General features: G+C 36.8%; 21 protein-coding genes, 1 pseudogene and 1 other annotated feature. Of the genes and pseudogenes, 10 read left to right on the top strand and 12 right to left on the bottom strand.

The window, feature by feature from the left end; translation table 11 throughout:
• Positions 1 to 52: 52 nt before the first annotated feature.
• The 3 genes from dat to pepV form a co-directional block, all read right to left on the bottom strand.
• Positions 53 to 904, bottom strand: a complete 852-nt coding sequence (gene dat, locus ACZLO7_RS05710) for a D-amino-acid transaminase (protein ID WP_464938193.1) — start codon at positions 902 to 904, stop codon at positions 53 to 55.
• A gap of 132 nt (positions 905 to 1036) precedes the next feature.
• Positions 1037 to 2260, bottom strand: a complete 1224-nt coding sequence (locus tag ACZLO7_RS05705) for a right-handed parallel beta-helix repeat-containing protein (RefSeq protein ID WP_464938194.1) — start codon at positions 2258 to 2260, stop codon at positions 1037 to 1039.
• A gap of 114 nt (positions 2261 to 2374) precedes the next feature.
• Positions 2375 to 3766: a dipeptidase PepV gene (gene pepV, locus ACZLO7_RS05700; RefSeq protein ID WP_464938195.1), complete on the bottom strand. Its 1392-nt coding sequence runs from the start codon at positions 3764 to 3766 to the stop codon at positions 2375 to 2377.
• Positions 3767 to 4109: 343 nt separating this feature from the next.
• Between pepV and ACZLO7_RS05695 the strand changes: the two genes are divergently transcribed.
• Positions 4110 to 4331: a DeoR family transcriptional regulator gene (locus ACZLO7_RS05695; protein WP_038187960.1), complete on the top strand. Its 222-nt coding sequence runs from the start codon at positions 4110 to 4112 to the stop codon at positions 4329 to 4331.
• Between the two features lie 170 nt (positions 4332 to 4501).
• Here the strand turns inward: ACZLO7_RS05695 and ACZLO7_RS05690 are convergent, their stop codons facing one another.
• Both ACZLO7_RS05690 and ACZLO7_RS05685 read right to left on the bottom strand, forming a co-directional pair.
• Entirely contained in the window at positions 4502 to 5209 is a 708-nt protein-coding gene (locus ACZLO7_RS05690) for a pseudouridine synthase (protein WP_511261389.1), read from the bottom strand.
• A gap of 9 nt (positions 5210 to 5218) precedes the next feature.
• The gene (locus tag ACZLO7_RS05685; RefSeq protein WP_464938197.1) at positions 5219 to 6826 is read right to left on the bottom strand and encodes a putative polysaccharide biosynthesis protein; all 1608 of its coding nucleotides are present in this window, start codon (positions 6824 to 6826) and stop codon (positions 5219 to 5221) included.
• A 125-nt stretch (positions 6827 to 6951) separates the two neighbouring features.
• Between ACZLO7_RS05685 and ACZLO7_RS05680 the strand changes: the two genes are divergently transcribed.
• The gene (locus tag ACZLO7_RS05680) at positions 6952 to 8214 is read left to right on the top strand and encodes a BaiN/RdsA family NAD(P)/FAD-dependent oxidoreductase (protein ID WP_464938198.1); all 1263 of its coding nucleotides are present in this window, start codon (positions 6952 to 6954) and stop codon (positions 8212 to 8214) included.
• A gap of 222 nt (positions 8215 to 8436) precedes the next feature.
• Here ACZLO7_RS05680 and ACZLO7_RS05675 read toward each other — a convergent pair whose 3' ends face one another.
• A complete protein-coding gene (locus ACZLO7_RS05675; protein WP_464938199.1) occupies positions 8437 to 9066 on the bottom strand; it encodes a Bax inhibitor-1/YccA family protein in 630 nt (209 codons plus the stop codon).
• Positions 9067 to 9640: 574 nt separating this feature from the next.
• On the opposite strand from ACZLO7_RS05675, the gene ACZLO7_RS05670 reads away from it, so the two are divergent.
• On the top strand, positions 9641 to 9949 hold the full coding sequence (locus ACZLO7_RS05670) for a hypothetical protein (protein ID WP_464938200.1): 309 nt from the start codon (positions 9641 to 9643) through the stop codon (positions 9947 to 9949).
• A gap of 216 nt (positions 9950 to 10165) precedes the next feature.
• Here ACZLO7_RS05670 and leuS read toward each other — a convergent pair whose 3' ends face one another.
• Positions 10166 to 12580 (bottom strand): leucine--tRNA ligase, encoded by a 2415-nt coding sequence (gene leuS / locus ACZLO7_RS05665; protein WP_464938201.1) that lies wholly within the window; start codon positions 12578 to 12580, stop codon positions 10166 to 10168.
• A gap of 96 nt (positions 12581 to 12676) precedes the next feature.
• Positions 12677 to 12892 (bottom strand) — a binding site (T-box leader).
• Positions 12893 to 13055: 163 nt separating this feature from the next.
• On the opposite strand from leuS, the pseudogene ACZLO7_RS05660 reads away from it, so the two are divergent.
• Positions 13056 to 13181: pseudogene (locus tag ACZLO7_RS05660) on the top strand (helix-turn-helix domain-containing protein); the annotation flags it as partial.
• Between the two features lie 439 nt (positions 13182 to 13620).
• Positions 13621 to 14034, top strand: a complete 414-nt coding sequence (locus tag ACZLO7_RS05655) for a GNAT family N-acetyltransferase (RefSeq protein WP_464938209.1) — start codon at positions 13621 to 13623, stop codon at positions 14032 to 14034.
• A gap of 173 nt (positions 14035 to 14207) precedes the next feature.
• Here the strand turns inward: ACZLO7_RS05655 and ACZLO7_RS05650 are convergent, their stop codons facing one another.
• Positions 14208 to 14864 (bottom strand): 3-oxoacid CoA-transferase subunit B, encoded by a 657-nt coding sequence (locus ACZLO7_RS05650; protein ID WP_464938202.1) that lies wholly within the window; start codon positions 14862 to 14864, stop codon positions 14208 to 14210.
• Between the two features lie 19 nt (positions 14865 to 14883).
• Complete coding sequence (locus tag ACZLO7_RS05645) at positions 14884 to 15573, bottom strand: CoA transferase subunit A (RefSeq protein ID WP_464938203.1); 690 nt, start codon at positions 15571 to 15573, stop codon at positions 14884 to 14886.
• A gap of 251 nt (positions 15574 to 15824) precedes the next feature.
• Here ACZLO7_RS05645 and ACZLO7_RS05640 point away from each other — a divergent pair, with 251 nt between their 5' ends.
• Entirely contained in the window at positions 15825 to 17594 is a 1770-nt protein-coding gene (locus tag ACZLO7_RS05640; RefSeq protein WP_511261388.1) for an IS1182 family transposase, read from the top strand.
• On the opposite strand, the gene ACZLO7_RS05635 is transcribed toward ACZLO7_RS05640, so the two are convergent.
• Positions 17591 to 18766, bottom strand: a complete 1176-nt coding sequence (locus ACZLO7_RS05635) for an MDR family MFS transporter (RefSeq protein ID WP_464940840.1) — start codon at positions 18764 to 18766, stop codon at positions 17591 to 17593. The genes ACZLO7_RS05640 and ACZLO7_RS05635 overlap by 4 nt on opposite strands.
• A 165-nt stretch (positions 18767 to 18931) precedes the next feature.
• On the opposite strand from ACZLO7_RS05635, the gene mnmL reads away from it, so the two are divergent.
• The 4 genes from mnmL to ACZLO7_RS05615 all read left to right on the top strand — a co-directional run bounded on the left by mnmL (position 18932) and on the right by ACZLO7_RS05615 (position 22229).
• Entirely contained in the window at positions 18932 to 19891 is a 960-nt protein-coding gene (mnmL, locus tag ACZLO7_RS05630) for a tRNA modification radical SAM protein MnmL/YtqA (RefSeq protein ID WP_464940841.1), read from the top strand.
• Positions 19888 to 20460 (top strand): tRNA 5-(aminomethyl)-2-thiouridylate-methyltransferase MnmM, encoded by a 573-nt coding sequence (gene mnmM, locus ACZLO7_RS05625; protein ID WP_464940842.1) that lies wholly within the window; start codon positions 19888 to 19890, stop codon positions 20458 to 20460. Before mnmL ends, mnmM begins: the two co-directional genes overlap by 4 nt.
• A gap of 157 nt (positions 20461 to 20617) precedes the next feature.
• Positions 20618 to 21685, top strand: a complete 1068-nt coding sequence (locus ACZLO7_RS05620; RefSeq protein WP_464940843.1) for a type III polyketide synthase — start codon at positions 20618 to 20620, stop codon at positions 21683 to 21685.
• A 58-nt stretch (positions 21686 to 21743) separates the two neighbouring features.
• Positions 21744 to 22229, top strand: a complete 486-nt coding sequence (locus tag ACZLO7_RS05615; protein ID WP_464940844.1) for an isoprenylcysteine carboxyl methyltransferase family protein — start codon at positions 21744 to 21746, stop codon at positions 22227 to 22229.
• 45 nt (positions 22230 to 22274) lie between these two features.
• Here the strand turns inward: ACZLO7_RS05615 and ACZLO7_RS05610 are convergent, their stop codons facing one another.
• Both ACZLO7_RS05610 and ACZLO7_RS05605 read right to left on the bottom strand, forming a co-directional pair.
• Entirely contained in the window at positions 22275 to 23276 is a 1002-nt protein-coding gene (locus ACZLO7_RS05610) for an LLM class flavin-dependent oxidoreductase (protein ID WP_464940845.1), read from the bottom strand.
• A gap of 94 nt (positions 23277 to 23370) precedes the next feature.
• Positions 23371 to 24843, bottom strand: a complete 1473-nt coding sequence (locus ACZLO7_RS05605; protein ID WP_464940846.1) for an alanine/glycine:cation symporter family protein — start codon at positions 24841 to 24843, stop codon at positions 23371 to 23373.
• Between the last annotated feature and the right edge of the window lie 11 nt (positions 24844 to 24854).

Genomic DNA, 24854 nt, shown 5'->3' with positions numbered 1-24854 from the left:
AAAAATAGAGAAGGCATCGAATTTGCCTCCTCTATCGCTATATTCTGTAAAATTATAAGGATCCTAATTGCTGTACACGCGCATCAAAAGCAGCTTGTAATTTCTTAGTCCATTCACCTGGTTTGCCATTACCGATTATGTTGTCATCGATTTGAATAATAGGCGTTATTTCTGAACTTGTTGAGGACATGAAGAATTCATCCATGTCAATTGCTTGATCTGTTGTGAAAGCTTCTTCTACACAGGGTAGAGCAATTTCCTCACAAAGTGACATAATAACTCTTCTTGTAATCCCATTCAAAATTAAATTGTTAGTTGGATGTGTATACATTACTCCGTCTTTAATACCATACATATTTGATGAAGAGCCCTCAGTTACGATTTTGCCACGATGTTGGATTGCTTCATAACAATTTGCTTTTTGAGCAGCTTCTTTTGCTAACACATTACCCAGTAAGTTTAAGCTTTTAATATCACAGCGTAACCAACGAATATCTTCTATAAATTTTGCTTTTACACCCTTTTCATACTTCTCAATTGAACGCTCGCCTTTCATTGTATAAGCGATGAAAACAGGTTCTACCGGAGTAACGGGGAATGCATGCGCACGTGGTGAAGAACCACGGGTAATTTGAAAATAGACATATCCATTATCAATTTCATTGTCTTCAATCAGATCATATAACATTTTATGAAGAACGTCCTTCGTATACGGAATCACTATACTAATTTTTTCAGCACTTTCATAAAAGCGATCAATATGCTCAGTTACTGTGAACATTGAACCTTTATAAATTTTAATGACCTCATAAACGCCGTCACCAAATTGATAGCCACGGTCTTCTACAGAAAGTTGGATTTCTTCCCCTCTCACTAAACGGTTATTCCAAAGCATTGTTGTCATTCAAGCATCTCCTCATGTTGTTTCTAAACAATTATTCTTAGTTATCTGCCTCATTTTTATCATAATCATCAAAAAAGCGCAATGAATAAATATACTTCATTGCACTTTTAGTATCAAAAATAATTGGATTTATTATTTTTTTATATATATTTTTTCAGGTTTCAAGTAATTTTTAAACTCATCATTGGATATGCGGATAAAATCTTCTTTCATGTTATATCCCTTGTTCATAGCTAATGCTTTTTTATTCTTTTCACTTAAATCATTAAAAATAGGCTCATATTCTTCCCCTGGTCCATTATTCTGCCAAACAATAAATTGCATTGCACGGCTAACATCAGTGAATACATTATTTTGAAAAGTTGGATTTACTGCACCACTTGCTAAAATACCACGTAAATTCCCTTCATTTACATTTGTGATGGTATTATTTTCAATAACTGAATTTGACCAATTCATTACGCGAATTGCATCTGCACGCATATTGGTAATTTCATTGTTTCTAATAATAATACGATCATGGTATTTCCCGCCTGAATATTTATGCGTTCCAATTGCTCGGTCAAGTAGATTAAATTTATTGTTTTCAATGACGACATTGAAATTTGGCTGAGCGTCGAATTTACTCCAGATTTGGCTCCAACCACTTGTTTTTGCATCTGGTGTATCAATGTTAATGGCTTCTTTATTATAGCCTAGATAGTTTCTAGAGCCGTCAAATGTACAATTTTTCACAACTACATTTTTTGAAGCATCCATTTCAATAAAATGTCCTGAGTACATATTTAAAAAAGTAATATTATCTACAACTATATTTTGGTTATGCCCCATAATAATAGCGATAGCAGCAAGATCAAAATCCATATCAATCGTTACTTCCCCATGGCCAATTAAAGAAATATTCTTTTCTCCTTTAAATTTGCCATATGCGTCATCTTCTTTTGCTTTCGATGGTCTCACAAATTGGAATACAGATTTGGATGGCTTCATACTAGTGCCCGTGTCTGTTGCTTTAATAATTTTAACACCATCTTCAAATTCAATCGTTACATTAGATGGTACATACAATGCATTTGTAACTATATATGTACCCTCATTCAAAATCAGTGTACCGCCACCCGTATTTTCTAGTTTTTCGAGATATGAACGTAACATATAATATTGCATTGTTTCATTAGTATATGTTGAATAGTTCATATAATTTTCATTGATTGGTTCTGATAAAGGGGTAACCGTGTAAACAGGCTTATCATCTTCATCTGTGGCATTTGCTGCATCTGTTGATATGTATACTAGTAGACTAAAGAATAGAAATGTGGCTCCAAATAAAATACTTATTCTCTTAAAATTAAGCATTGATCTAAAATCTCCTTTATCTTGAGTATCTTATATAATAAACCCCCATCCAAAATTTAGAAAGGGGGTTAATAATTAGTGTACTATACTTTTCTACTTCAAAAAAGGTAAATCTTATTTAGTTGCGAGTTCGACAATGGCATCTGCATAAATGGCAGCAGCCTTTACTAAGTTTTCTACTACGACAAATTCATCTGCCTGATGTGCGATATCAGGCTCACCTGGGAACAACATGCCAAACGCTACACCTGTTTTTAATTCCCGTGCGTAAGTACCTCCACCAATTGATAATAGCTCGGCTTTTTCACCCGTATTACGCTCATAAACTTTAATTAGCTTCTGGATTAACTCTTCTTTCTCATCTACATAATGCGGCGCTGAATTTTCGACGATATCTAAAGCATATCCGATTTTAGCAAGCTGTTGTTGAACTGCGTTTATTTTTTCATCATATGGATATGTTACAGAATAACGTAAACTTACTTGTACTTCTCCACCTTTACCTGCTTCAAATGATACTACCCCTGCGTTAAGTGTAGTATCACCAGACATGTCATCATTGAAAGCTAGTCCTAAAGCATGTCCACGAGTTTCCTCACCAAATGCAGTAACTAAAAACTGTACAAATTCTTTTGACCCAGGTGTAGATAATTGTGTATTCAAAAAGGCTGCTAATTTTACTGCTGCATTAACGCCATCATTTGGCTCCATTGCATGAGCAGACTTACCTTTAATCGAAATAGTAAATAAATCAGATGCCTTTTCAATAGTGCCTTGTAAGCTATTATTTTCTAAATATGCTTGGAATGATTCATCAATATCAGCAGATACAGATTGAACTTTGGCTTCGGCAAAATCAGGTACCATATTCGTACGATGACCTGCTTTGAAAGAAATTAATTGTTCGTTTTCAGCCACTTTTTGCTGTTGGCTAAATACCAATACTGCTATTCCTTTTTCAGCATTAATAATTGGAAAATCCGCATCAGGTGCAAACCCTAATGCTGGCATTTCTTCTTTTTCAAAATAGCGATTTACACATCTGAATCCAGTCTCTTCATCAGAACCTATAATTAATCGTACTCTGCGATCTAATTGAATACCTGCATCCTTCACCATTTTCATAGCGAGCCAAGCAGCCATTGTTGGACCTTTATCATCAATTGCACCTCGTCCAAATAATTTGCCGTCCTCTATTACACCACCAAATGGAGGATGCTGCCAATCACTACCTGCAGGCACAACATCAACATGACAAAGGATTCCGACTAATTCTTCACCTTGACCCATTTCAATATGCCCTGCCATATTATCGATATTTTTTGTCAATAACCCTTGCTCTTCACCTTTTTGTAATAACCATTCCATAGCTTTTAATGGACCTTCACCAAAAGGTGCATTTGCTGAAATTGTTGTTTCATCTAAAACGCTTTCAATTTGTACTAATTCCTGTAATTCTTTAATCAATTCGTCTTGTCTTTCATGAGCTTGTTTTAACCAATTCATATTCTTTCCTCCTTACACTTTTCATAAATCCATTTTACACGGTTACTTTCTTCGAAGATAGAAATAACATAGAGTTTGTCAATACACGAACATTATTCCAATACAACCATATAATTATTCGCATATAACCATGAACATACTGTTACAACTTTGTGAATCCAAACAAAACGTTGGAAAAGTATAAGATTTTTCGTTATAATTGAATTGTCAGACAATCATATTCTGACGATCAACTAAGAGAAGGGGATGTCTAAGGCAAAAGAAAAAAAGCCTGAAATACCTCGCATATATTGTCGTCCGCTAGTCTTTGCCATGAGAATTAAGATGAAGGAGTGGTTCAACTTTGAAACCAACTACTGATCGGATGCTCAATCGTATTAAAGATGTGTATATGTACATTCTTAGCAATGGGACTGTAACTACACAAGATTTAGTCGATGAATTCGGCATCACTCCTCGCACCATTCAAAGAGATTTGAATGTGTTAGCCTTTAATGACTTGGTGGAAAGCCCAAGTCGAGGTAACTGGACAACGACGCGTAAAAAAGTGAAAATGACATCATAGAACCATTCGACGAGTTAGATCTCACGCTTTTCGTTGAGCAAGACGTTAACATTTGCCTTTATTAGATTTATCATGCTGATTGCAAAAACGTCTTTTCAAATTTACTTTTAAACTCATAACATGTAAAAAGAAGAATGACCATGCTGCGTCGCTTGGTCATTCTTTTTATTTTAAGATTTTAAACTATTCAATTCATCCTCAGTTAACTCGCGATATTCACCAAGTTCTAATTGCTCATCTAATTTTAATGATCCCATCGATAAACGTTTTAAATACGTCACCTTTTTACCAACGGACTCAAACATACGCTTCACCTGATGGAACTTTCCTTCTGAAATCGTCAATTCGATTTCAGATGTAGGGCCTGCGTTTAAAATAACTAGTTCGCCAGGCTTTGTCATATAGCCGTCTTCTAGCATTACACCTCTTGAAAATGCTTCAATATCCGCTCCTGTTACTTCACCATCAATTTGCGCATAATATACTTTCGGAACATGCTTTTTCGGTGACAATAAGTTATGTGTTAATCCACCGTCATTTGTGATCAACAGTAACCCTTCTGTATCTTTATCTAAACGTCCTACAGGGAACGGTTCAAAATGTGCGTGAAAAGGATCCAGTAAATCAATAACCGTCTGATCGTGCAAGTCTTCTGTTGCTGAAATAACACCTGGTGGCTTATGCATCATCAAGTAAATGAATTCTTGATAATGCACTCGCTCACCTAATACAGATACATTTTGTTTTACAGGGTCTACATGTTTTGAAACATCTTTTGCTACTTCTCCATCAACAGTTACTGCTTTCATTTTCAGTAACTGTTTTACTTCTTTACGAGAGCCGTAGCCCATATTGGATAATAATTTATCTAAGCGCATTTTTTCCTCCTACATGCCAAGCTTTCGTGAAATTCTTGTGATTCGTTCTCCTAATAATTTTTGGGCTAAGCCGATTCGTAGTGAAAGGAAAGCATAAACAACTCCCCCTACACATGAACAAATCACTACATTTATTAGCGCTAGCCCTTTAGAAGGATCTGGTACAATCAATGTTAACCCTTTATGCACTACAATAACAAATGCGGCCATAACAACAGTTAATACAATGATTAATATTGAACGTCTAATGACCAGTTTTGATCTATAATCTAGCGCTTTTTTTAATACAAGCATATTAATTGTGATCGAAACCGCATAACCAATCGCAGTTGCTAATATAGCACCTTTTGTTTGCATCGCTTCTATCAAGGGGATATTAATCGCCAGTTTAATCAAAATACCTGTTAATAAACTAAAAACAATCCATTTTTGATAATCAATGCCTTGTAGTAATGCCGCTGTTACTTGGAAGAAAGCAAATAAAATAGCTACTGGTGCATAGGCAGCTAAAATACTCGCTCCTGCTGCACTATTTGAATAAAGCACATGGTACAAATCAGTAGATAAAAGCGAAATACCAACTACAGCTGGTAACGTGATAAACAATAATATTTGATATGTTTTATCCATTGCATTTATCAATGCACCATGTTGTTTTTTCGTGTAATATTGCGTAATCGTTGGTACTAAAGCCATTGAAAAACCTGTAGCAAGCATAACAGGAATAATGACAATTTTATGTGTATTGAAATTTAACATGCCAAGATAAATATCCGTTACTTTAGAAAGTCCAATATTCGCCATCGCTGTATTGAATGTCAGCATATCCACCAATTGGAACAGTGGATTAGCCACCCCTACAAAAACAAATGGAATGGAATAACGAATAACTTCTGAATAGATTTCTTTATATGATAACTTTCCTGAAGAAACACTTTGCGCTAGCTTCAAATCAAACTCCGGCTTCAATCGTTTCCAATAATAATAGAGAATCACTAATCCTCCAAGTGCTCCGATAAATGCTGAGAACACAGCAAATGACACAGCTGTCTCTGCTAAACCACCAAATACTTTTATTATTAAAAACGAACCTACTAATAGCGCTATAATACGCACAATTTGCTCGATTAATTGAGAAATAGCAGTTGGTTTCATATGGTCATAACCTTGGAAGAAACCACGAGCTAAACTCATAAATGGTACAACAATAAGCGCGAAACTAACCCAGCGAATAACTGAAGCTATTTGAGCAACAGAAAAAATTTGCTCTTCATCTTTAATAACTAAATGTGCAATCGGCGTTGCCAGTAAATAAAGGATTAAAAATGATAAAAAACCAGTGAGTGTCATAATAAGCAAACCAGACTTCACCAGTTTTCGTCCTGACTCATAATCGCCTATACTATTGTATTTTGATACAAATTTTGAAACTGCAATTGGTGCGCCTGAAATCGCCACCGATAGCATAATCGTATATGGAATGTAGGCATACGAATATAACGCCACATTTTCTTGCCCTATAATGGCGTAAAACGGGAATATGTAGACGAGGCCAAGTACTTTCGATAAAAACATGCCAATAGTTAAAATGGCAGTGCCTTTCATTAATGATGACATACAACCCTTCCATTCTTCGTAAATCTAATGAACCTAAATGATAGTTTACAACTCAAAGAACAATTACTCAAATAGTTTATTTAAATCATGTATAATAAATAAAAAAAGAAAGTGAGTTCACATATATGTATGACGTCATAATAATCGGTGGGGGTCCCTCGGGCCTAATGGCCGCAATCGCTGCTGGCACTGAAAAAAAGAAAGTATTACTGCTTGAAAAGGGCACTAAATTAGGTAAGAAATTAGCTATCTCAGGTGGCGGTCGCTGTAATGTTACAAATCGTCTACCTGTCGAAGAAATCGTCAAACATATCCCAGGAAATGGTCGATTCTTATACAGTCCATTTACTGTTTATAACAACGAAGACATCATTGCCTTTTTTGAAGGCTTAGGTGTTGCTCTAAAAGAAGAAGACCATGGGCGTATGTTCCCTGTCTCCAATCGTGCTCAAGACGTTGTAGATGCCATGATAAACGAATTACATCGCTTAAAAGTAGATGTTCGATTAAGTACAACCGTAAGTAAATTATTAATGGATGATGACAAGATTCTAGGCGTACGCCTAGCAAATGGCGAAGAAATACGCTCAAATGCAGTCGTAGTCGCAGTGGGTGGTAAAGCAGTACCTCAAACAGGCTCTACTGGAGATGGCTATCCTTGGGCTGAGAAGGCCGGTCATACTGTAACAGATCTCTATCCAACAGAAGTTCCCCTACTATCTAATGAGAACTTCATCCGCCTTCGTGAACTACAAGGATTAGCACTACGTGATGTAGATGTTTCCGTACTAAACAAAAAAGGGAAACCATTAATATCTCACCAAATGGACATGCTTTTTACTCATTTTGGTTTAAGTGGGCCTGCCATTCTACGCTGTAGCCAATTTGTCGTAAAAGAAATGAAGAAAAACGGTGGTAACCCAGTTACAGTTCGCATCCAATCATTAATGGATTACAACGAAGAATCTGCATTCCAAATGCTCTTTAAACTGGCAAAAGATGAGCCGAAAAAAGCTTTAAAAAACGTTTGGAAAGGCATTGTACTTGAACGTTGGCTATTATTCTTACTTGAACGTGCTGGTATTGATCCACAGTCTATAGGTGCTGATCTCGCTGCCGATAAAACACGTTTATTTGCAAAAGAATTGGTAGCATTTGAGATGACCGTTAATGGTACACAACCTCTAGAAAAAGCTTTCGTTACTGGTGGTGGTGTTTCAGTAAAAGAAATAGAACCTAAAACAATGGCTTCTAAAAAGAAACCTGGGCTATTTTTCTGCGGTGAAATTTTAGACGTACATGGTTATACAGGTGGTTACAATATTACCTCTGCTTTAGTTACTGGGAGAATTGCTGGGATGAGTGCGGCTCAATCTGTTGAATCTTAATATCTCTTGTGTATGTAGTTTTTGTGCTTAAACCTTTTCAAAAAAAGAGTTCATAAAACCGAATTTGATGGACTCTCTTTGTTTAAAGAGATAATGTATTCACACTTGAATAAACTGCTGTATGTATAATCCGGAATATATTACTTAGTTAATTTGCAATATAATCCATAACTAAAAGATAGGGAAAGCATTGATTAGATGCTTTCCCTATCTTTTTATTAGTTAATCTCTATCTATTATATTTTTCAAATGGTAAATGAGTTTTAATAGTTCCGTAAATAGGTTGATAAAGTCTAAATATAGATTTAATGCAACGAGCGGCACTTCTTCATCACTAATATAACTTCGAGCGATTTGATTCATATCGTATAATGTATAGCCGACAAATAGTAGAACACCCACCGCACTTGCAAAGACCATTACAATATCGCTAAAACCGACGAAAATCGTAATGATAGAAAAGACGATGACACCAATTAACACGATAAATAAAAATTTACCCCAATTACCTAAATTACGTTTTGTGTTATAGCCAATAATACCTGCTACGATGAAGATTGCTGCAGTTGTGCCGAAGATGACTAGTACAAGACTTCCACCAAGTGCTCCAATATAAAATTGAAGCAAGCTATATAAGGTCACACCCGTTAAAAAAGCAAAAAGAATGGAAATCGATTTGCTCGCTTTCCGCGCGGCTCGACTGAACATAACGATTAACAGTAAGACAACTGTTGCTATACTAATAGGCATTACTAGTGATACTGGAACGAATATCCCAGCAAATAATCCTAATGCTGTAATTACCCACAGCAAGGTAAAGAAACGAAGAACTTTTGGAAATTGTGATTCCATTAATTTAATCTCTCCTATTTATTAAAGCTACTTCTAGCATAAAGTTTATAAGAATTGTTTGATGGTAAAGATATTACTCTATTATTCGTCGTATTTAAAGAATTATGATTTTCTTATTGAACTGAATTAGAGAAACACCATAATATAGAATAATCACCTCTCTTATATAGTTATTTAAAACTATATCGTTTTCTAATTTATTTGCACTCCATACTTCGATAAGAGTTGAAATATTCAGCGTTTATAATTGCTATAGATTAGTCATTATAATATGTAGGGAGATTGAATATGAATACTTTCAAGTTTATTCCGTTAATACTTTTAACGACATTTTTAATGGGTTCTTCTTTTCTTTTGCAGTAGTTAAAATTGGTTTGCCCTATTCATCGCCATTGTTACTAGCATCATTAGTAATGAAGTGGTATTTACCTTAAAATTTATACCACTCTATCTTTACACTGGTATTCATACACACTAATATTGTATGTCTTTAATTTTTTCATTAAATTACTTTGGAACTATTGTTGTTTTCAAACGTATATAGGGTATCATATCTAAACAGGAGGTCATAAATATGTTCTTAATCCCTACAATTATTGCTTTTCTATATGAGTTATTATTAGCTATCCCCATTTTAGGCGGAGCTATTATGATTGGTTCAGGATATTCAGCTTTAACGACCGCGCTCGTTATTCACGTAATCGTTCTTGTCCTACGTTTTGTTACTGGTCACTCAAAAGTTGTACCAATTTTAGCGATTATTTTAACTTTACTGACTTGGATTCCTATCCTTGGTTGGGTCATTCATATATTAATCGCTGTTGCTTACTTCATTGATTTTTTTATTGGTTTAGGCAGAGGTTCGATACAGAGAGATTCCTAAAATGAACAACAATAATAGACAGTCTTTTTAGAAATAGAAGATGTGTATTTTTTTGAATTGAATATGAAAAACCAGTTTCCTAACTTTTATCTAAGAATTTAAAAACCACATCTTCTCTCATACATTAAAGAGAAGATGTGGTTTATTTTCTATATACCAGAAATCTCACCACCTATAGAGGTGGGAGATTTCTGCTGAAAGAAGTTAAAAATGGACTTAAATCGCTACAATATTCACAAGTTTCCCAGGAACAGCGATAATTTTTTTAATTTCTTTACCGGCAATTTGTTCAGCAATTTTTTCATCTGCAAGCGCAATTTCTTGTAACTCTTCACGAGAAGCATCTTTTGATACTAAAATTTTGGCTTTTACTTTACCGTTTACTTGCACTACTACTTCAATTTCGTCGTCAGTTAGTTTTGACTCATCAAACGTTGGCCACGCAGCGTAAGTTAATGTTTCTTCTTGGCCAAATTTCGCCCATAACTCTTCGGCAATATGTGGAGCTATTGGCGCTAACATTTTAACAAAGCCCTCAGCATAAGCTGTCGGCACGACGTCAGCTTTGTAGCAATCATTGATGAATACCATCATTTGTGAAATAGCTGTGTTGAAACGGATATGCTCGTAGTTTTCAGTTACTTTTTTCACTGTTTGGTTATACACTTTTTCTAAAGTTGTATCATCTGAAGCTTGGATTTTATCTGATATTGTTCCATCTTCGTCGATAAATAGACGCCATATACGATCTAAGAAGCGTCGAGCTCCATCAAGGCCGTTTTCAGACCATGGAATAGATGCTTCAAGTGGGCCCATGAACATTTCGTAAAGACGAAGTGTATCTGCACCGTGACTCGCAATGATATCGTCAGGGTTTACTACATTCCCTTTTGATTTAGACATTTTCTCGTTACCTTCTCCTAGAATCATCCCTTGGTTGAATAATTTTTGGAAAGGTTCTTTAGTTGGTACAACACCTAGATCATATAATACTTTATGCCAGAAACGTGCATATAGTAAGTGCAGAACAGCGTGTTCTTGACCACCAATGTAAATATCAACAGGTAACCAGCGTTTTAATAACTCTGGATCTGCCAGCATTTCATCATTCGTTGGATCAATGTAACGTAGGAAGTACCAGCTTGAGCCAGCCCATTGTGGCATAGTATTTGTTTCACGACGACCTTTTTTGCCTGTTACAGGGTCAACTACATTTACCCACTCTGCAATATTCGCAAGTGGTGATTCACCTGTTCCACTTGGGCGGATATCGTCTGTTTTAGGTAAAATTAGTGGTAGCTCTGATTCATCAAGCGTTGTTACTTCGCCATCTTCCCAATGGATAACTGGGATTGGCTCACCCCAATAACGTTGGCGGCTAAATAACCAGTCGCGTAGACGATAAGAAATTTTCTTTTCACCGACACCTTTTTCTTCTAACCATTCAATCGCTTTTGCAATAGCTTCTTCTTTGTCTAAACCATCAAGGAATCCAGAGTTAATATGTTTTCCTTCTCCAGCGTAAGCTTCTTTTTCGATATTTCCACCAGCTACAACTTCAACGATTGGTAAATCGAATTGTTTCGCAAATTCATAATCACGTTCGTCATGAGCAGGAACAGCCATAATTGCACCTGTACCGTATGTTGCAAGTACATAGTCAGCAATCCAAATTGGCATCTTTTCGCCATTAATCGGATTAATAGCATAAGCTCCTGTGAAGACACCTGTTTTTTCTTTTGCAAGGTCAGTACGTTCAAGATCTGATTTCATTTTCACTTCGTCTAAGTATGCTTCAACTGCTGCTTTTTGTGCACCTGTTGTAATTTCTGCTACTAGTTTGTGTTCCGGAGCAAGTACTGCATAAGTAGCACCAAATAATGTATCCGGACGTGTTGTGAACACTCGGAACGTTTGCTTTGTACCATCTACTGTGAATGCCACTTCTGCACCTTCAGAGCGACCAATCCAATGACGTTGCATATCTTTAATATTTTCTGGCCAGTCAACTTCTTCTAAATCGTCAACTAAACGGTCAGCATAAGCAGTAATTTTCAGCATCCATTGTTTCATAGGACGACGTTCAACAGGGTGCCCGCCACGTTCTGATTTACCATCAATTACTTCTTCATTGGCAAGTACTGTACCAAGTGCTGGGCACCAGTTTACAGCTACTTCATCAATATAAGCTAAGCCTTTTTTATATAGTTGAACAAAAATCCATTGAGTCCATTTATAGTAACTCGGATCTGTTGTATTGATTTCGCGATCCCAGTCATATGAGAAGCCAAGTTCTTGAATTTGACGTTTAAATGTCGCAATATTTTTTGCAGTAAATTCAGCTGGGTCATTACCTGTGTCTAGAGCATATTGTTCAGCTGGTAGTCCGAATGCATCCCAACCAATTGGATGAAGGACATTAAAACCTTGCATACGTTTGAAACGACTTAAAATATCTGTTGCTGTATATCCTTCTGGGTGTCCAACATGTAGACCTGCTCCTGATGGATAAGGGAACATATCTAGTGCATAAAATTTTGGCTTTGACTCGTCATTGACAGTTTTAAATGTATTATTTTCTTCCCAATACGATTGCCATTTCTTCTCGATTTCTTGATGATTAAAATTCAATGATTTCTCCTCCTTAAACTAATAAAACAAGTTTCACCAATTGCGTTGTCATAATATTCCTATACTTTAGACAAAACAAAAACTCCCGTCCCTAGAAAAAGGGACGAGAGCTTAAAAAGGTTCCCGCGGTACCACCCAAATTAGTGTATGACACTCAACTTGACTCCTTAACGCGGAAAACGGCTTTGGTTACACTTGTATTCACCATTGCAGACTCCAAGGCGAGTTCAATTTATCCATTTACTAGCTTACACCACCCGCTAGCTCTCTTGAAAATCAAATAAATTTACTATTCCTTTTCATAGTCATGTTATATTGAATTTAATTCTAATCGAATTGAGCGAAAATGACAAGCAATTTAAAAATCATTGGAAATAATATGATTATTTTTTACAAAATGAAATGAATTACATTATATGTAAAGAGTTGATTTCCCCTATTTAGGTGTTAAGTATATGATACCAATTATATAGTTATGAGCTACCAACATCTTACCAAATCTAAACGCGCTAAAATAGAATCATACTTACTTCAGGTTTCCTTTATTCGAGCGATTGCCAAACAAATTAAGCGAAGTCCATCCACTGTGTCTCGCGAAATCAATTATGCCTCGGCATAATTGCGTCCGGAATCGACTTTGTGCTTGCACAAAGAACTCCTTTCCGATTCCGTGACATCCGCCGGAGGCTTTAACTTCTTTCAGCGGGTGTTTGGACACCCGCTGAAAGGCAGCTTAAATCCGCATTCATCTCACCACCTATAGAGGTGGGAGACTTCCCCTGAAAGAAGTTAAAACGTTTTTAATTGCTCAGTAGAAGTTGCACAAAAGCGCTATAAAGTTAATAAATCTAACTGTACCTTAGATAACAAATAAATTGTGGTTGAACAAAAAGTACAAATAAGAAGGATATTTAGAATTTGGGTCGAATATTTTTTTACATAGTATCCAAAGAAATGTTTGGAGGTCGCAATTTTGTTACTTTACTTTTGATATATATCATCTGCCTAAAATTTCAAAAAAATTTAGGAGTTGATATATGATGATATACAAAAATTCTCTTGATGGCATTTCGTCTGATATGTTGAAAGGCTTTTTTGTGAATTGGCTTAATCCACCAAACCCACAAACTCACTTGAAGTTGTTAAAAAATAGCAGTAAAGTGGTCATTGCATTAGATGAAAATACCAATCAAGTAGTTGGATTTATAACAGCAATTAGTGATGGGGTTTTATCTGCCTACATTCCGTTCCTTGAAGTTTTGCCAGAGTATAAAAATAAAGGCATTGGCAAGGAATTAGTAAAACGAATGTTTGAAGAACTTGATGATATTTATATGGTTGATTTGTGTTGTGATGATGACTTAGTTCCTTATTATAAGAAGTTTGGAATGATAAAATCAAACGGAATGTTCATAAGAAATTACGAAATGCAGTCTGGAATTTCAAACAAATAAATATAAAGAAAAACGCTTGGATATTTTCCAAGCGTTTTTCTGTGCTAAATTATTCTCTAATTTCATTATAATTTTACTGCGATTTCGTTTGTGATATGGTCTGCCTTTTTACTCTTCTCAATATTATCTGAGCTACTTAATTTCATAAGCCTTTCTTTTTATCCAGAAATCCCTTATCTAACAACTACATTTTCTTGCACATTTTCAACGTTTAAATCGGCTCCAGTAGCTGCGACAACTTCTTCTACTGTATATCCTTCATATACTTCTCTTAGTACCAGTCCTGAAGGTGTTACATCAATGACAGCGCGTTCAGTAATGATCTTGTCGACAACGGACTTTCCTGTCAAAGGTAGCTCACAAGCCTTTTTAATCTTAGGCGAGCCATCTTTTGCTACATGTTCCATGATTACAATAATTTTCTTGGCACCATGTACTAAGTCCATCGCTCCGCCCATACCTTTAATCATTTTCCCTGGAATCATCCAATTGGCTAAGTCACCAGTTTCAGACACTTCCATTCCACCTAAAATAGCGACATCAATATGTCCCCCGCGGATCATCGCAAAGGATTCGGCATTGCTAAAGAAAGCTGAGCCATGGATTGTTGTCACCGTTTCTTTCCCTGCATTAATCAGATCAGGATCTACCTCATCCTCTGTCGGATAAGGTCCTATTCCTAGTAATCCATTTTCTGATTGTAAAATAACCTCTTTATTTGGAGCTATATAATTAGCCACTAACGTTGGCATACCAATTCCTAAATTAACATAATTCCCATCAGCAATTTCCTGCTCCGCACGGCGTGCAATTATTTCTCTTACATTCATATCTCAAAGTCCCCTTTCTTTAAGAACGAATCATTAAGCGTTCAATTCTTTTTTCCTGCTTTGCCTGTACTATACCTTGGACGTAAATACTCGGTGTTTGCACTTGGTTAGGATCAATATCCCCTGGCTCCACTAGTTCCTCTACCTCAGCAATTGTAAAACGACCAGCAGCAGCCATGATTGGATTAAAGTTTTGTGCTGTTTTGTTATAAATTAAATTACCAAAACGATCTGCTTTAGCTGCTCTTATTAAGGAAAAGTCTGCACGTAAGGCTTCCTCTAAGACATATTCCTTACCATTGAATATGCGCGTTTCCTTCCCTTCCGCAACAGGAGTCCCCACTCCCGCAGGTGTATAAAATGCTGGAATCCCAGCTCCTCCTGCACGGATTTTCTCGGCTAGAGTACCTTGAGGTGTAAGTTCTACCTCAATTTCACCAGACAGCACTTGACGCTCGAACTCCTTATTTTCCCCTACATAAGAGCCGATCATTTTCTTTATTTGTTTTTTATGTAGCAAAAGTCCAAGTCCCCAATCATCCACGCCACAATTGTTTGAAATGATGGTTAAGTCTTTCACTTCTTTTTCAACTAAAGCTATAATGAGTTGCTCTGGAATACCTACTAAGCCAAATCCACCAACCATAAGCGTCATACCATCTTGAATGTCAGCAATCGCTTCACTTGCAGAAGTATATATAGGCTTCATCTTCCTTACCCCTTTCTTTATTTGAAATTTCTCCCTCTTCTATTTTCTCAAACAAGTATCAAATATTCAAATTCTAGCAAATATATGTATTTATTTAGTATTTTATACAAACAAAAAGGGGCTGTCCCAAAAGTCGGTGAAAACCGACTTTTGAGTGCAGCCCTATTTCTTTAAATTTAAATACAAAAAAATCGCCTTTTCTTGTAAAATGTAAGTGACAAAACAAACAATTACGGAAAGGGCGATTTTTTATGAGCAATCCAAAGACTACTAACGAAAATTATAACATGACTCAAACAACGCTTCCACTAGAAATTGGAGAAGAAACTCTCGTTTCTAGAAATCAAAATGAAAACCCTACATTCATTCCATATAATAACCAACAAAGTATATGCCTCTTCGATCTTCAAGACCTTATTCCAATTAATCATATTGCGCGAGTAGTGGATGAAATGATCGAAGGAATAGACGATGAATACTTCTTCGAACCATACAAAGGTGGTGGTCGCAGTGCATATCATCCTAAAATGATGGTAAAAGTCCTTCTCTATGCGTATTCGCAAAAAGTATATTCTTGCCGAGAAATCGCCAAATTACTGAATGAAAATCTCCCAGCAATGTGGCTAGCTGCGATGCAAAAACCAGATTATCGTACAATTAACCGTTTCAGAACATCGTTTATGGTTGAACGAATTCAACTATTATTTGAAAAAATGATTCATCAACTTATCGAACAAAAGTATATAACAATGGAAAACTACTTTTTAGATGGCACAAAGATTGAAGCTAACGCTAATAAGTATTCTTTTGTATGGAAAAAAGCAACAACTCGTTTTGAAGAAAAACTGAAAGAGAAAATTGATGAGACTTATCAATTTATTCAATCTGTCGTAAAAGGGGATGAATGCTCTATCGTGAGTGAGGACAACCAGTCCTCTATTACGCCAAAAGAGAAGCTAGAACAAGCAGAAGAGATTCTTACACGCCAAATCAGCAAGCAAACCAAAGAATTCCAAGATGAAACAGAACCAGAAGCCCGAAAGGAAAAACGTAGAAAGTTAAGCGAATCCAAGAAACTCAAAAAGCAAATTCGTGAAGATTTTCGTCCACGCCTTGAAAAGTATGAATACCAACAACAGTTATTCGGTGAGCGCAATAGCTATTCTAAAACGGATACCGACGCCACATTCATGCGGATGAAAGAAGATCACATGCAAAATGGACAATTAAAACCGGGTTACAATATACAAATGGCAACAGAAAATCAATTCATTCTTTTTTATACTCTGCATCAACGTCCAACTGATACACGATGCTTTATTCCACATTTGGAAGAATTGAAAAAATCATCCGTTCCGTTCCCAAAAAACGTCATAGCAGATGCCGGTTATGGAAGTGAAAGCAATTATCTCTATTCAATGGACCAAGAATTTCAGGCATTGATTCCTTATGGCACATTTTTAAGTGAACAAAAACGAAGTTATAAAAAAGACATTCGTCATGCAAGTAACTGGGTTTACAACGAACAAGATGATACATACATATGCCCTAACAATCGAAAAGTACTTTTTAAACGTTATTCTACACGTACAGATAAATATGGTTTTTCACGAGACTTCAAAATATATGAATGTGAAGATTGTACAGATTGCCCATTGAAAGCACAATGTTCAAAATCTAAAGGGAATCGACAGATTCACTACAATACCGTTTATGAAGAACTCAAAGCAAAAGCACAAACTAGCCTTTGGTCAGAACCAAACGCACAAATTTACGCTCGACGGAAAATCGAGGTAGAGAGTGTATTTGGTCATATCAAGGGCAATAGGTCGTTTCGTCGATTCTCACTTCGAGGTTTAGAAAAAGTGAGAACGGAGTACGGCATTGTGGCAATGGCCCACAATTTACTGAAAATAGCTGGAATCCTCCAGCTATTTTCAGTAAAACAGAGAAAAACGAAAAAAGTTCCAAAGAAAAACAGTACGTTTTTCTTTGGAACTTTTATTTTAGGGACTTATTAGACAGCCCCTTTTTTATCTTGCAACGGTCGGTCATACATGATGTAAGGTATTATTGCAATCGCAAGGAAAATCGTTAAAACGATAAACATGATATGCATTCCTAGTTGATCAGCCAATACTCCCCCTATGAAGGGGCCGACCATACGACCTATCATCGCTGCACTGTTTACAATCCCTTGATAAAATCCATCCCGTCCTTTTGGCGCTAATGCGCTAGCAATTGTAGGAATTGCTGGCCATACGAACATTTCACCAAAAGTTAAAATGATAATCGCGACCATGAACATTTGGAATGATTCTGCAAAGCTCACTACAATAAAGGATACGATGTAAATGGCAATCCCTAACACTAGCTGCGCTTTCATGAGATGTTCCAATTTCTTTACAATCGGATTAATCAAAGGTTGCCCAATTACAATCAGTAAACCATTTACAGTCCAAAGCAAACTATATTGCTTCAATGAAATACCTAAATCTTGTGTATAGGATGAAATTGTTGTCGTCCATTGTGAATAGGCAATCCAACTGAATAGGAAACCTGATGACAATATTAATAGTGCTATAAAAGAGGATTTATCCTTCACGCGTTTACTTTCACTGACAACAGATGTTGGCCCCATTGATTGTTCACCCATTGAACGAAATCCATAAAATGCAATAAAGAAAAATACAATATACATCAATAAATTGGCACTAAATAAATAGTCAAAACTATACGATGCGACGACTCCTGCAAGAGCTGGCCCAATCGCTACTCCTAAGTTTTGAGCTAAGTAAATCGCATTAAATCCACGTCGACCGCCTTCAGGCCAAGCAGTACCTACCATTGCGAACATACTTGGGAATACTACTCCACCGCTAAAACCAATAAGTGTTAAAAACCACACATAATGTGGCCAACCATGCCAAATTGTTAAGCAGATTAGACCTAAAATCGTCACAATTATGCCGAACATGATTGCCTTATAACCGCCATATCGGTCAAATAAATAACCACCTAGTAAATTACCAACAACACCTGCAGCGCTATTTGCCATTAACACAAGCCCTGCCACAGATAGAGATTGCCCTAGGTGATCATGCATATAAATTGTATTTAACGGCCATAAAAACGAACTACCTGTAACATTTACAAGCATCCCAATAATTAATAACCAGACACTTTTCGGCATCCCCATACCTCCATTGTTTCGTGTAACTAAATAATCTTATTTCATTTCCACTATTTCAACAACCCCAATAACCATTTTTCTATTAATTTTTTTCACTTGAAACAAAATGATTCGATGAATAGGCCATTCCCATGTTAAAATAGTTCGTTAGAGGAGTGAAAATGCATGACTGAAAATTTATTTCCGTTCCCTTCTGATGGGAAGCGTTATTATACATGGAATCGATATTTACGTGACGAGTTTGGTCACAAAGTATATAAAGTAGCTTTGGATGCAGGTTTTGACTGCCCAAACCGTGATGGTACTGTAGCATTTGGTGGATGTACATTTTGTAGTGCAGCTGGCTCGGGTGACTTCGCTGGTGATCGCGTTGACCCAATTCCAGTTCAATTCGAAAAGATCAAACATAAGATGGAGCAAAAATGGAAAAACGGCAAAACGATGGCTTATTTCCAAGCGTATACAAATACACATGCTCCATTACCAATCTTAAAAGAGAAATTTGAGGCAGCCTTAGCTCAAGAAGGTGTTATGGGGATTAGTATTGCTACCCGACCTGATTGCTTACCTGATGATGTCGTTGAATATTTAGCTGAACTTAACGAAAGAACTTATTTATGGGTGGAACTAGGTTTACAAACTGTCCATGAAAAAACAGCGACAATGATTAACCGTGCACATGATTTTGCGACTTACGTTGAAGGCGTCGAAAAATTACGCAAGCATAATATTCGAGTATGTAGTCATATCATTAACGGGTTACCTCTAGAAACAAATGAAATGATGATGGAGACTGCACGAGCTGTAGCTAATCTTGATGTACAAGGGATTAAAATTCATCTACTTCATTTATTAAAAGGTACACCTATGGTTAAACAATACGAAAAAGGCATCCTTGAATTTCTGGATAAGGATGAATATATTAAGCTGGTAGCTGACCAACTAGAAATCATTCCCCCTGAAATGATCGTGCACCGAATTACTGGTGACGGACCTATCGACTTAATGATCGGTCCGATGTGGAGTGTTAACAAGTGGGAAGTTTTAAATGGCATTGATGCCGAACTAGAAAGACGAGGTAGCTGGCAAGGGAAGCTTTACAATGCGGAAGTGACAACTAAATGAAGCTTCAACGCGTTCTACAATACACAAAAGCTTTACTAGCAGATACAGTAGTAGTTGGTGATTCTGTTGTTGATGCGACAGCTGGTAATGGTCATGATACAGCCTTTTTAGCAGAGCTTGTAGGTGATACAGGTCATGTCTATGCTTTTGATGTGCAGCAGCAAGCTGTTGACGCAACAAAGTCACGCCTTGCTGAAAGCCAATTAGACAAGCAAGCCACTGTTATTTTAGATGGACATCAAAACGTAAAACAATATGTTTCAGAGCCTATTAGAGCAGCTATTTTTAATCTCGGTTATTTACCTGGCAGTGAGCACTCAATTGTCACAAAGCCTGGTACTACAATCGAAGCTGTTTCTGACTTACTAGACCTACTACATGTAGGTGGTATGATTATTCTCGTTGTGTATCATGGTCATGAAGGTGGCAAGGATGAGCGAGACAAATTATTAGCCTTTGTTAGTGACCTTCCACAAAAATACGTCCATGTATTACGCTATGAATTTATTAATCAAAAGAATGACCCTCCATTTATTATCGCTCTAGAGAAAATGAAGGACCTATCATAGCAGACTTGCTACAAATTTATTACTTCTATTACCGTTCATTCAGGTAATAGAAGTCTTTTTTTACCTTTTTCACCTCATTTCCTTAAAAAAATACATGAATAAAAGGTATTACACATAGTGATACTAATAACATTCTATATTAATAAGGAGAATCATTATGCCAAAAATCCATGCAGTTAGTACATATAATCCTCCATTTACATTAGTACAAACTCAAGCTGAGCATTTTGTTCGCACTCTTTTTTCACAAAAAATAACTCAACTCGAGCGCTATCTAAAAGTTTTTGAGAATGGTGAAATTCTTAATCGCCATCTTACTATGCCAATTGATTGGTATAAACAAGATCATGATTTCGCTGAACGTAATCGACTTTACATTGAGCATGCTGTCTCTTTTGGCGTTACTGCTATTGAGCGATGTTTAGAAAAAGCTGGTGGGGTAAATACGAAGGATATTGATGCGATTGTATTTATCTCTAGTACTGGCATTTCTACGCCAAGTATTGATGCTCGAATTATGAACAAACTCCCTTTTTCTGAGCATGTTGTACGGATTCCTATTTGGGGGTTAGGTTGTGGCGGTGGTGCTGCAGGAATTAGTCGGGCTAATGACTACTGTATTGCCCATCCTGCAGCAAAAGTTTTAGTACTATGTGTTGAGCTATGTAGCCTTACCTTCCAGGCTAATGATTTTACTAAAAGTAACCTTATTGGCACATCCCTTTTTGGAGATGGTGTCGCTTGTGCACTCGTTTGTGGCGATGCTGTCATGGCGCCTTCTCGCCAACCACTACCCGCTATTCAAGCTACCGCTTCCAAATGGCTTCCAGACTCAGAAGATGTCATGGGATGGGCTGTTGAAAATACAGGCTTTCACGTCATTTTCGCTAAAAGCATTCCAAGCGTTATTGAAAACTGGCTAGCACCCTTTGTAGAAGAATTTTTGCAAGCTAATAAAACCGGACTGTCAAACCTCAATCATTTCGTAGCACATCCAGGTGGGAAAAAAGTATTGGCGGCTTATGAAATAGCTTTACGAATAGATTCGCAATTACTCATACCATGTAAGAATATTTTGCAGGAACATGGCAATATGTCCTCACCTACTGTTTTATATGTACTAGAAAAAACAATGACAGAGTATGCTAATAAAGGAGATATCGGTTTAATGGCCGCTCTTGGTCCTGGCTTTAGTGGTGAATTATTACTCTTAGAATGGAAGTGATGACTTGCTATTTACGATTGTCTTTACCCTAATTTGTATACAGCGCTTGGGTGAATTAATGGTTGCACGGTCAAATGAGCGCTATCAAAAAGACAAAGGAGCTATTGAAGCTGGGCAGGGACACTACCCTCTTATCGTGATATTGCATACTCTCTTTTTATGTAGCCTACTCGTTGAATATTTATGGTTCAAACCTTCACTGAGCCCGCTCTGGCCTTATCTACTAATAGCCTTTTTAACACTACAATTTGCACGTGTTTGGGCTATTCAATCACTTGGTCGTTTTTGGAATACGAAAATTATTATTTTACCTGGAGCCAAACTTGTAAAACAAGGACCGTATAAATGGATGCCACATCCAAATTACGCCATTGTTGCACTCGAAATCGCCATCATACCTCTTATTTTCCAGGAATATTTCACGGCTATTCTTTTTACGTTGCTTAATTATGGCATGATGCTTATACGTATTCCGGTAGAAGAAGAGGCACTATCACAATATAGCAATCACCCTTCCAATGAATCTGATAAGATTTCTAGTTAAAAAAATAACCTCTACATAGCTAAATTGGCTATGTAGTGGTTATTTTTATAGTATTTCCTTTGCAATTAATTCAAAGGATTTTAATTTGTCTTCAAAATTGTAAGCAATCGTTACAAGCATTACTTCTTCTGCTTGGTATACTTCTGCTAAGTTTTCAATTTGTTCTTTCACTTGTTGAGGATTTCCTACAATTAATCTTTTACGGAACTCTTCAATGCTTTGCAAATCATAGATTGTATATGGATAATTCATAGCTGTTTCAATAGACGGCGTTCCAGCAGATGGCTTACCATGTGCTAAACGGAGCATAGATAGTTCCTTTGATGACGCAATTCTCTTAGCATCTTCTTCATTTTCTGCACAAACAACAAAAACTGCAACTGCTTGTTTTGGCTGTTGCAAATATTTAGATGGCCTAAAGCTATCTCTATATGCCTTTGCATACGATTCACCACCATCACCATTTATAAATTGGGCAAACATATATGGTAGGCCCTTTTCCGCAGCTAGATATGCTGAATTAGCACTTGAACCAAGCATCCAAACAGGTGGTGTATTGTTGGTTACTGGCGTAGCTTTTAAGCCTTGGAATGGATGACCTTCTGGTACTGCATCATGCAAATACATAAGTAAATCATCAATCTGTGTAGGGAACTGATTGACATCACGAAAATTTCCATCATGTAAAGCATGGGTTGCACGTGGCATACCACCTGGCGCTCTGCCCATCCCTGCATCAATGCGCCCTGGGTATAAGGCTTCTAATAACTTAAAATTCTCAGCAACTTTATACGCTGAATAATGAGGTAGCATGACACCACCTGATCCAATGCGAATACTTTTTGTTACTGACGCTATATGAGCTATTAGTATTTCAGGCGATGAACCCGCTAAAGTTGTTGTGTCATGATGTTCTGAAACCCAGAATCTTGAATATCCCCATTCTTCTGCTTTCTGCGCTAAAAACGTTGTTTGTTGCAACGCCTCCATAGCATTGGAACCTTCAGAAATGGGTGACTGGTCTAAAATACTTAATCGAATGTCCAAAAGATCGCCTCCTAGCTAAAGAGTAACGAAACTTATAATATAACACCAATAAAAAGTACTAAGGGTATATGAAATCCCCTTAGCACTTAAAATGTTATTCTGATCTTTTATTTTTATTGTATTTAACCCAGAAGTCTGCATTCTTTATGCCTAATGGTTCTGGATTAAACACAGGATCTTTTCCTTGTTTTTTCTGAGCTTCATAGTCTTTTAATGCAAGTAGAGCCGGCTTCATAACGAATAGAATCCCTATGACGTTTACCCAAACCATTAATCCTAACCCTACATCACCTAGAGCCCATGCTATTGTAGACGTTTTCACGGTACCATAGAACACTGCAGCTAAAAATACAAATTTCATTATCCAAATCCATATCTTCTCGGTCTTTCCTTTAAATAGATAGGATATATTGGTTTCCGCGATATAGTAATATGCCATAACGGTTGTAAAAGCAAAGAAGAATAACGCAATGGCTACAAATCCTGAACCGAAGCCCGGTAAAGCAGAGTCCACTGCGTATTGTGTATACGACGCCCCAGCCTCAATAGTAGATGCCACGATCCCTTTACCGAAGTCACCTTGATGAAGGAATGTTGCATTCGCTTCATCATAAACATTAAAGGTTCCTGTAAATAAAATCATAAATGCTGTTGCTGAACATACTAGTAACGTATCAATGTAGACAGAAGCCGCTTGCACAATACCTTGTTTAGCTGGGTGAGATACTTCTGCTGCTGCTGCAGGATGGGCTCCTGTACCTTGGCCCGCTTCATTTGAGTAAATACCACGTTTTACCCCCCAGGCAATCGCTGCCCCAATAATACCACCAAAGGTAGAATCCAAAGCAAAGGCATTCGCAAAGATTAGCTTAAACACTGCCGGTACTTCAGAAATATTCATAAAAATAATCACGATTGCCATTAAGATATAAGCAATCGCCATAAAAGGAACGACATATTGCGCTACTTTTGCAATTGATTTAATACCACCAATAATAATAATTGCTAATAAAACAACGATAATAAGTCCTGAAACCCACATTTTAATACCAAAAGCACTTTCCATTGCACCTGCAATTGCATTAGTTTGTACACCTGGCATTAAAATCGCCATTGCTATTAATGCACTAATCGCGAAAATTACACCAAAACTTTTTTTACCTAAGCCTTTTTCAATATAGAAAGCTGGGCCTCCACGATATTGATCATCTTTTTCTTCTTTATAAATTTGAGCGAGTGTCGATTCAACGTAAGCTGTCGCAGCTCCAATAAAAGCAATAGCCCACATCCAGAATACTGCACCTGGACCACCAAATGCGATAGCTGTAGCTGTACCTGCAATATTACCTGTACCTACTCTACCTGATAACGCAATCGACATAGCTTGGAATGAGGATATACCTTTTTCCGATTTTTCACCTTTGAACATAAGAACACACATATCTTTTATCAATCTAACTTGTAAAAAACGTGTAATGATTGAGAAAAATAAACCTACAGCGAGTATGCCGTAAATCATCCATGGTCCCCATAAAAAGTCATTTAGAAACGAAACTAAACTCTCCATACATTCTCCTC

This window comes from Viridibacillus sp. d25.2 (assembly GCF_055456015.2).
Note: the sequence above shows the minus strand (reverse complement) of the source record. Positions and strands in the feature narration are given on the sequence as shown.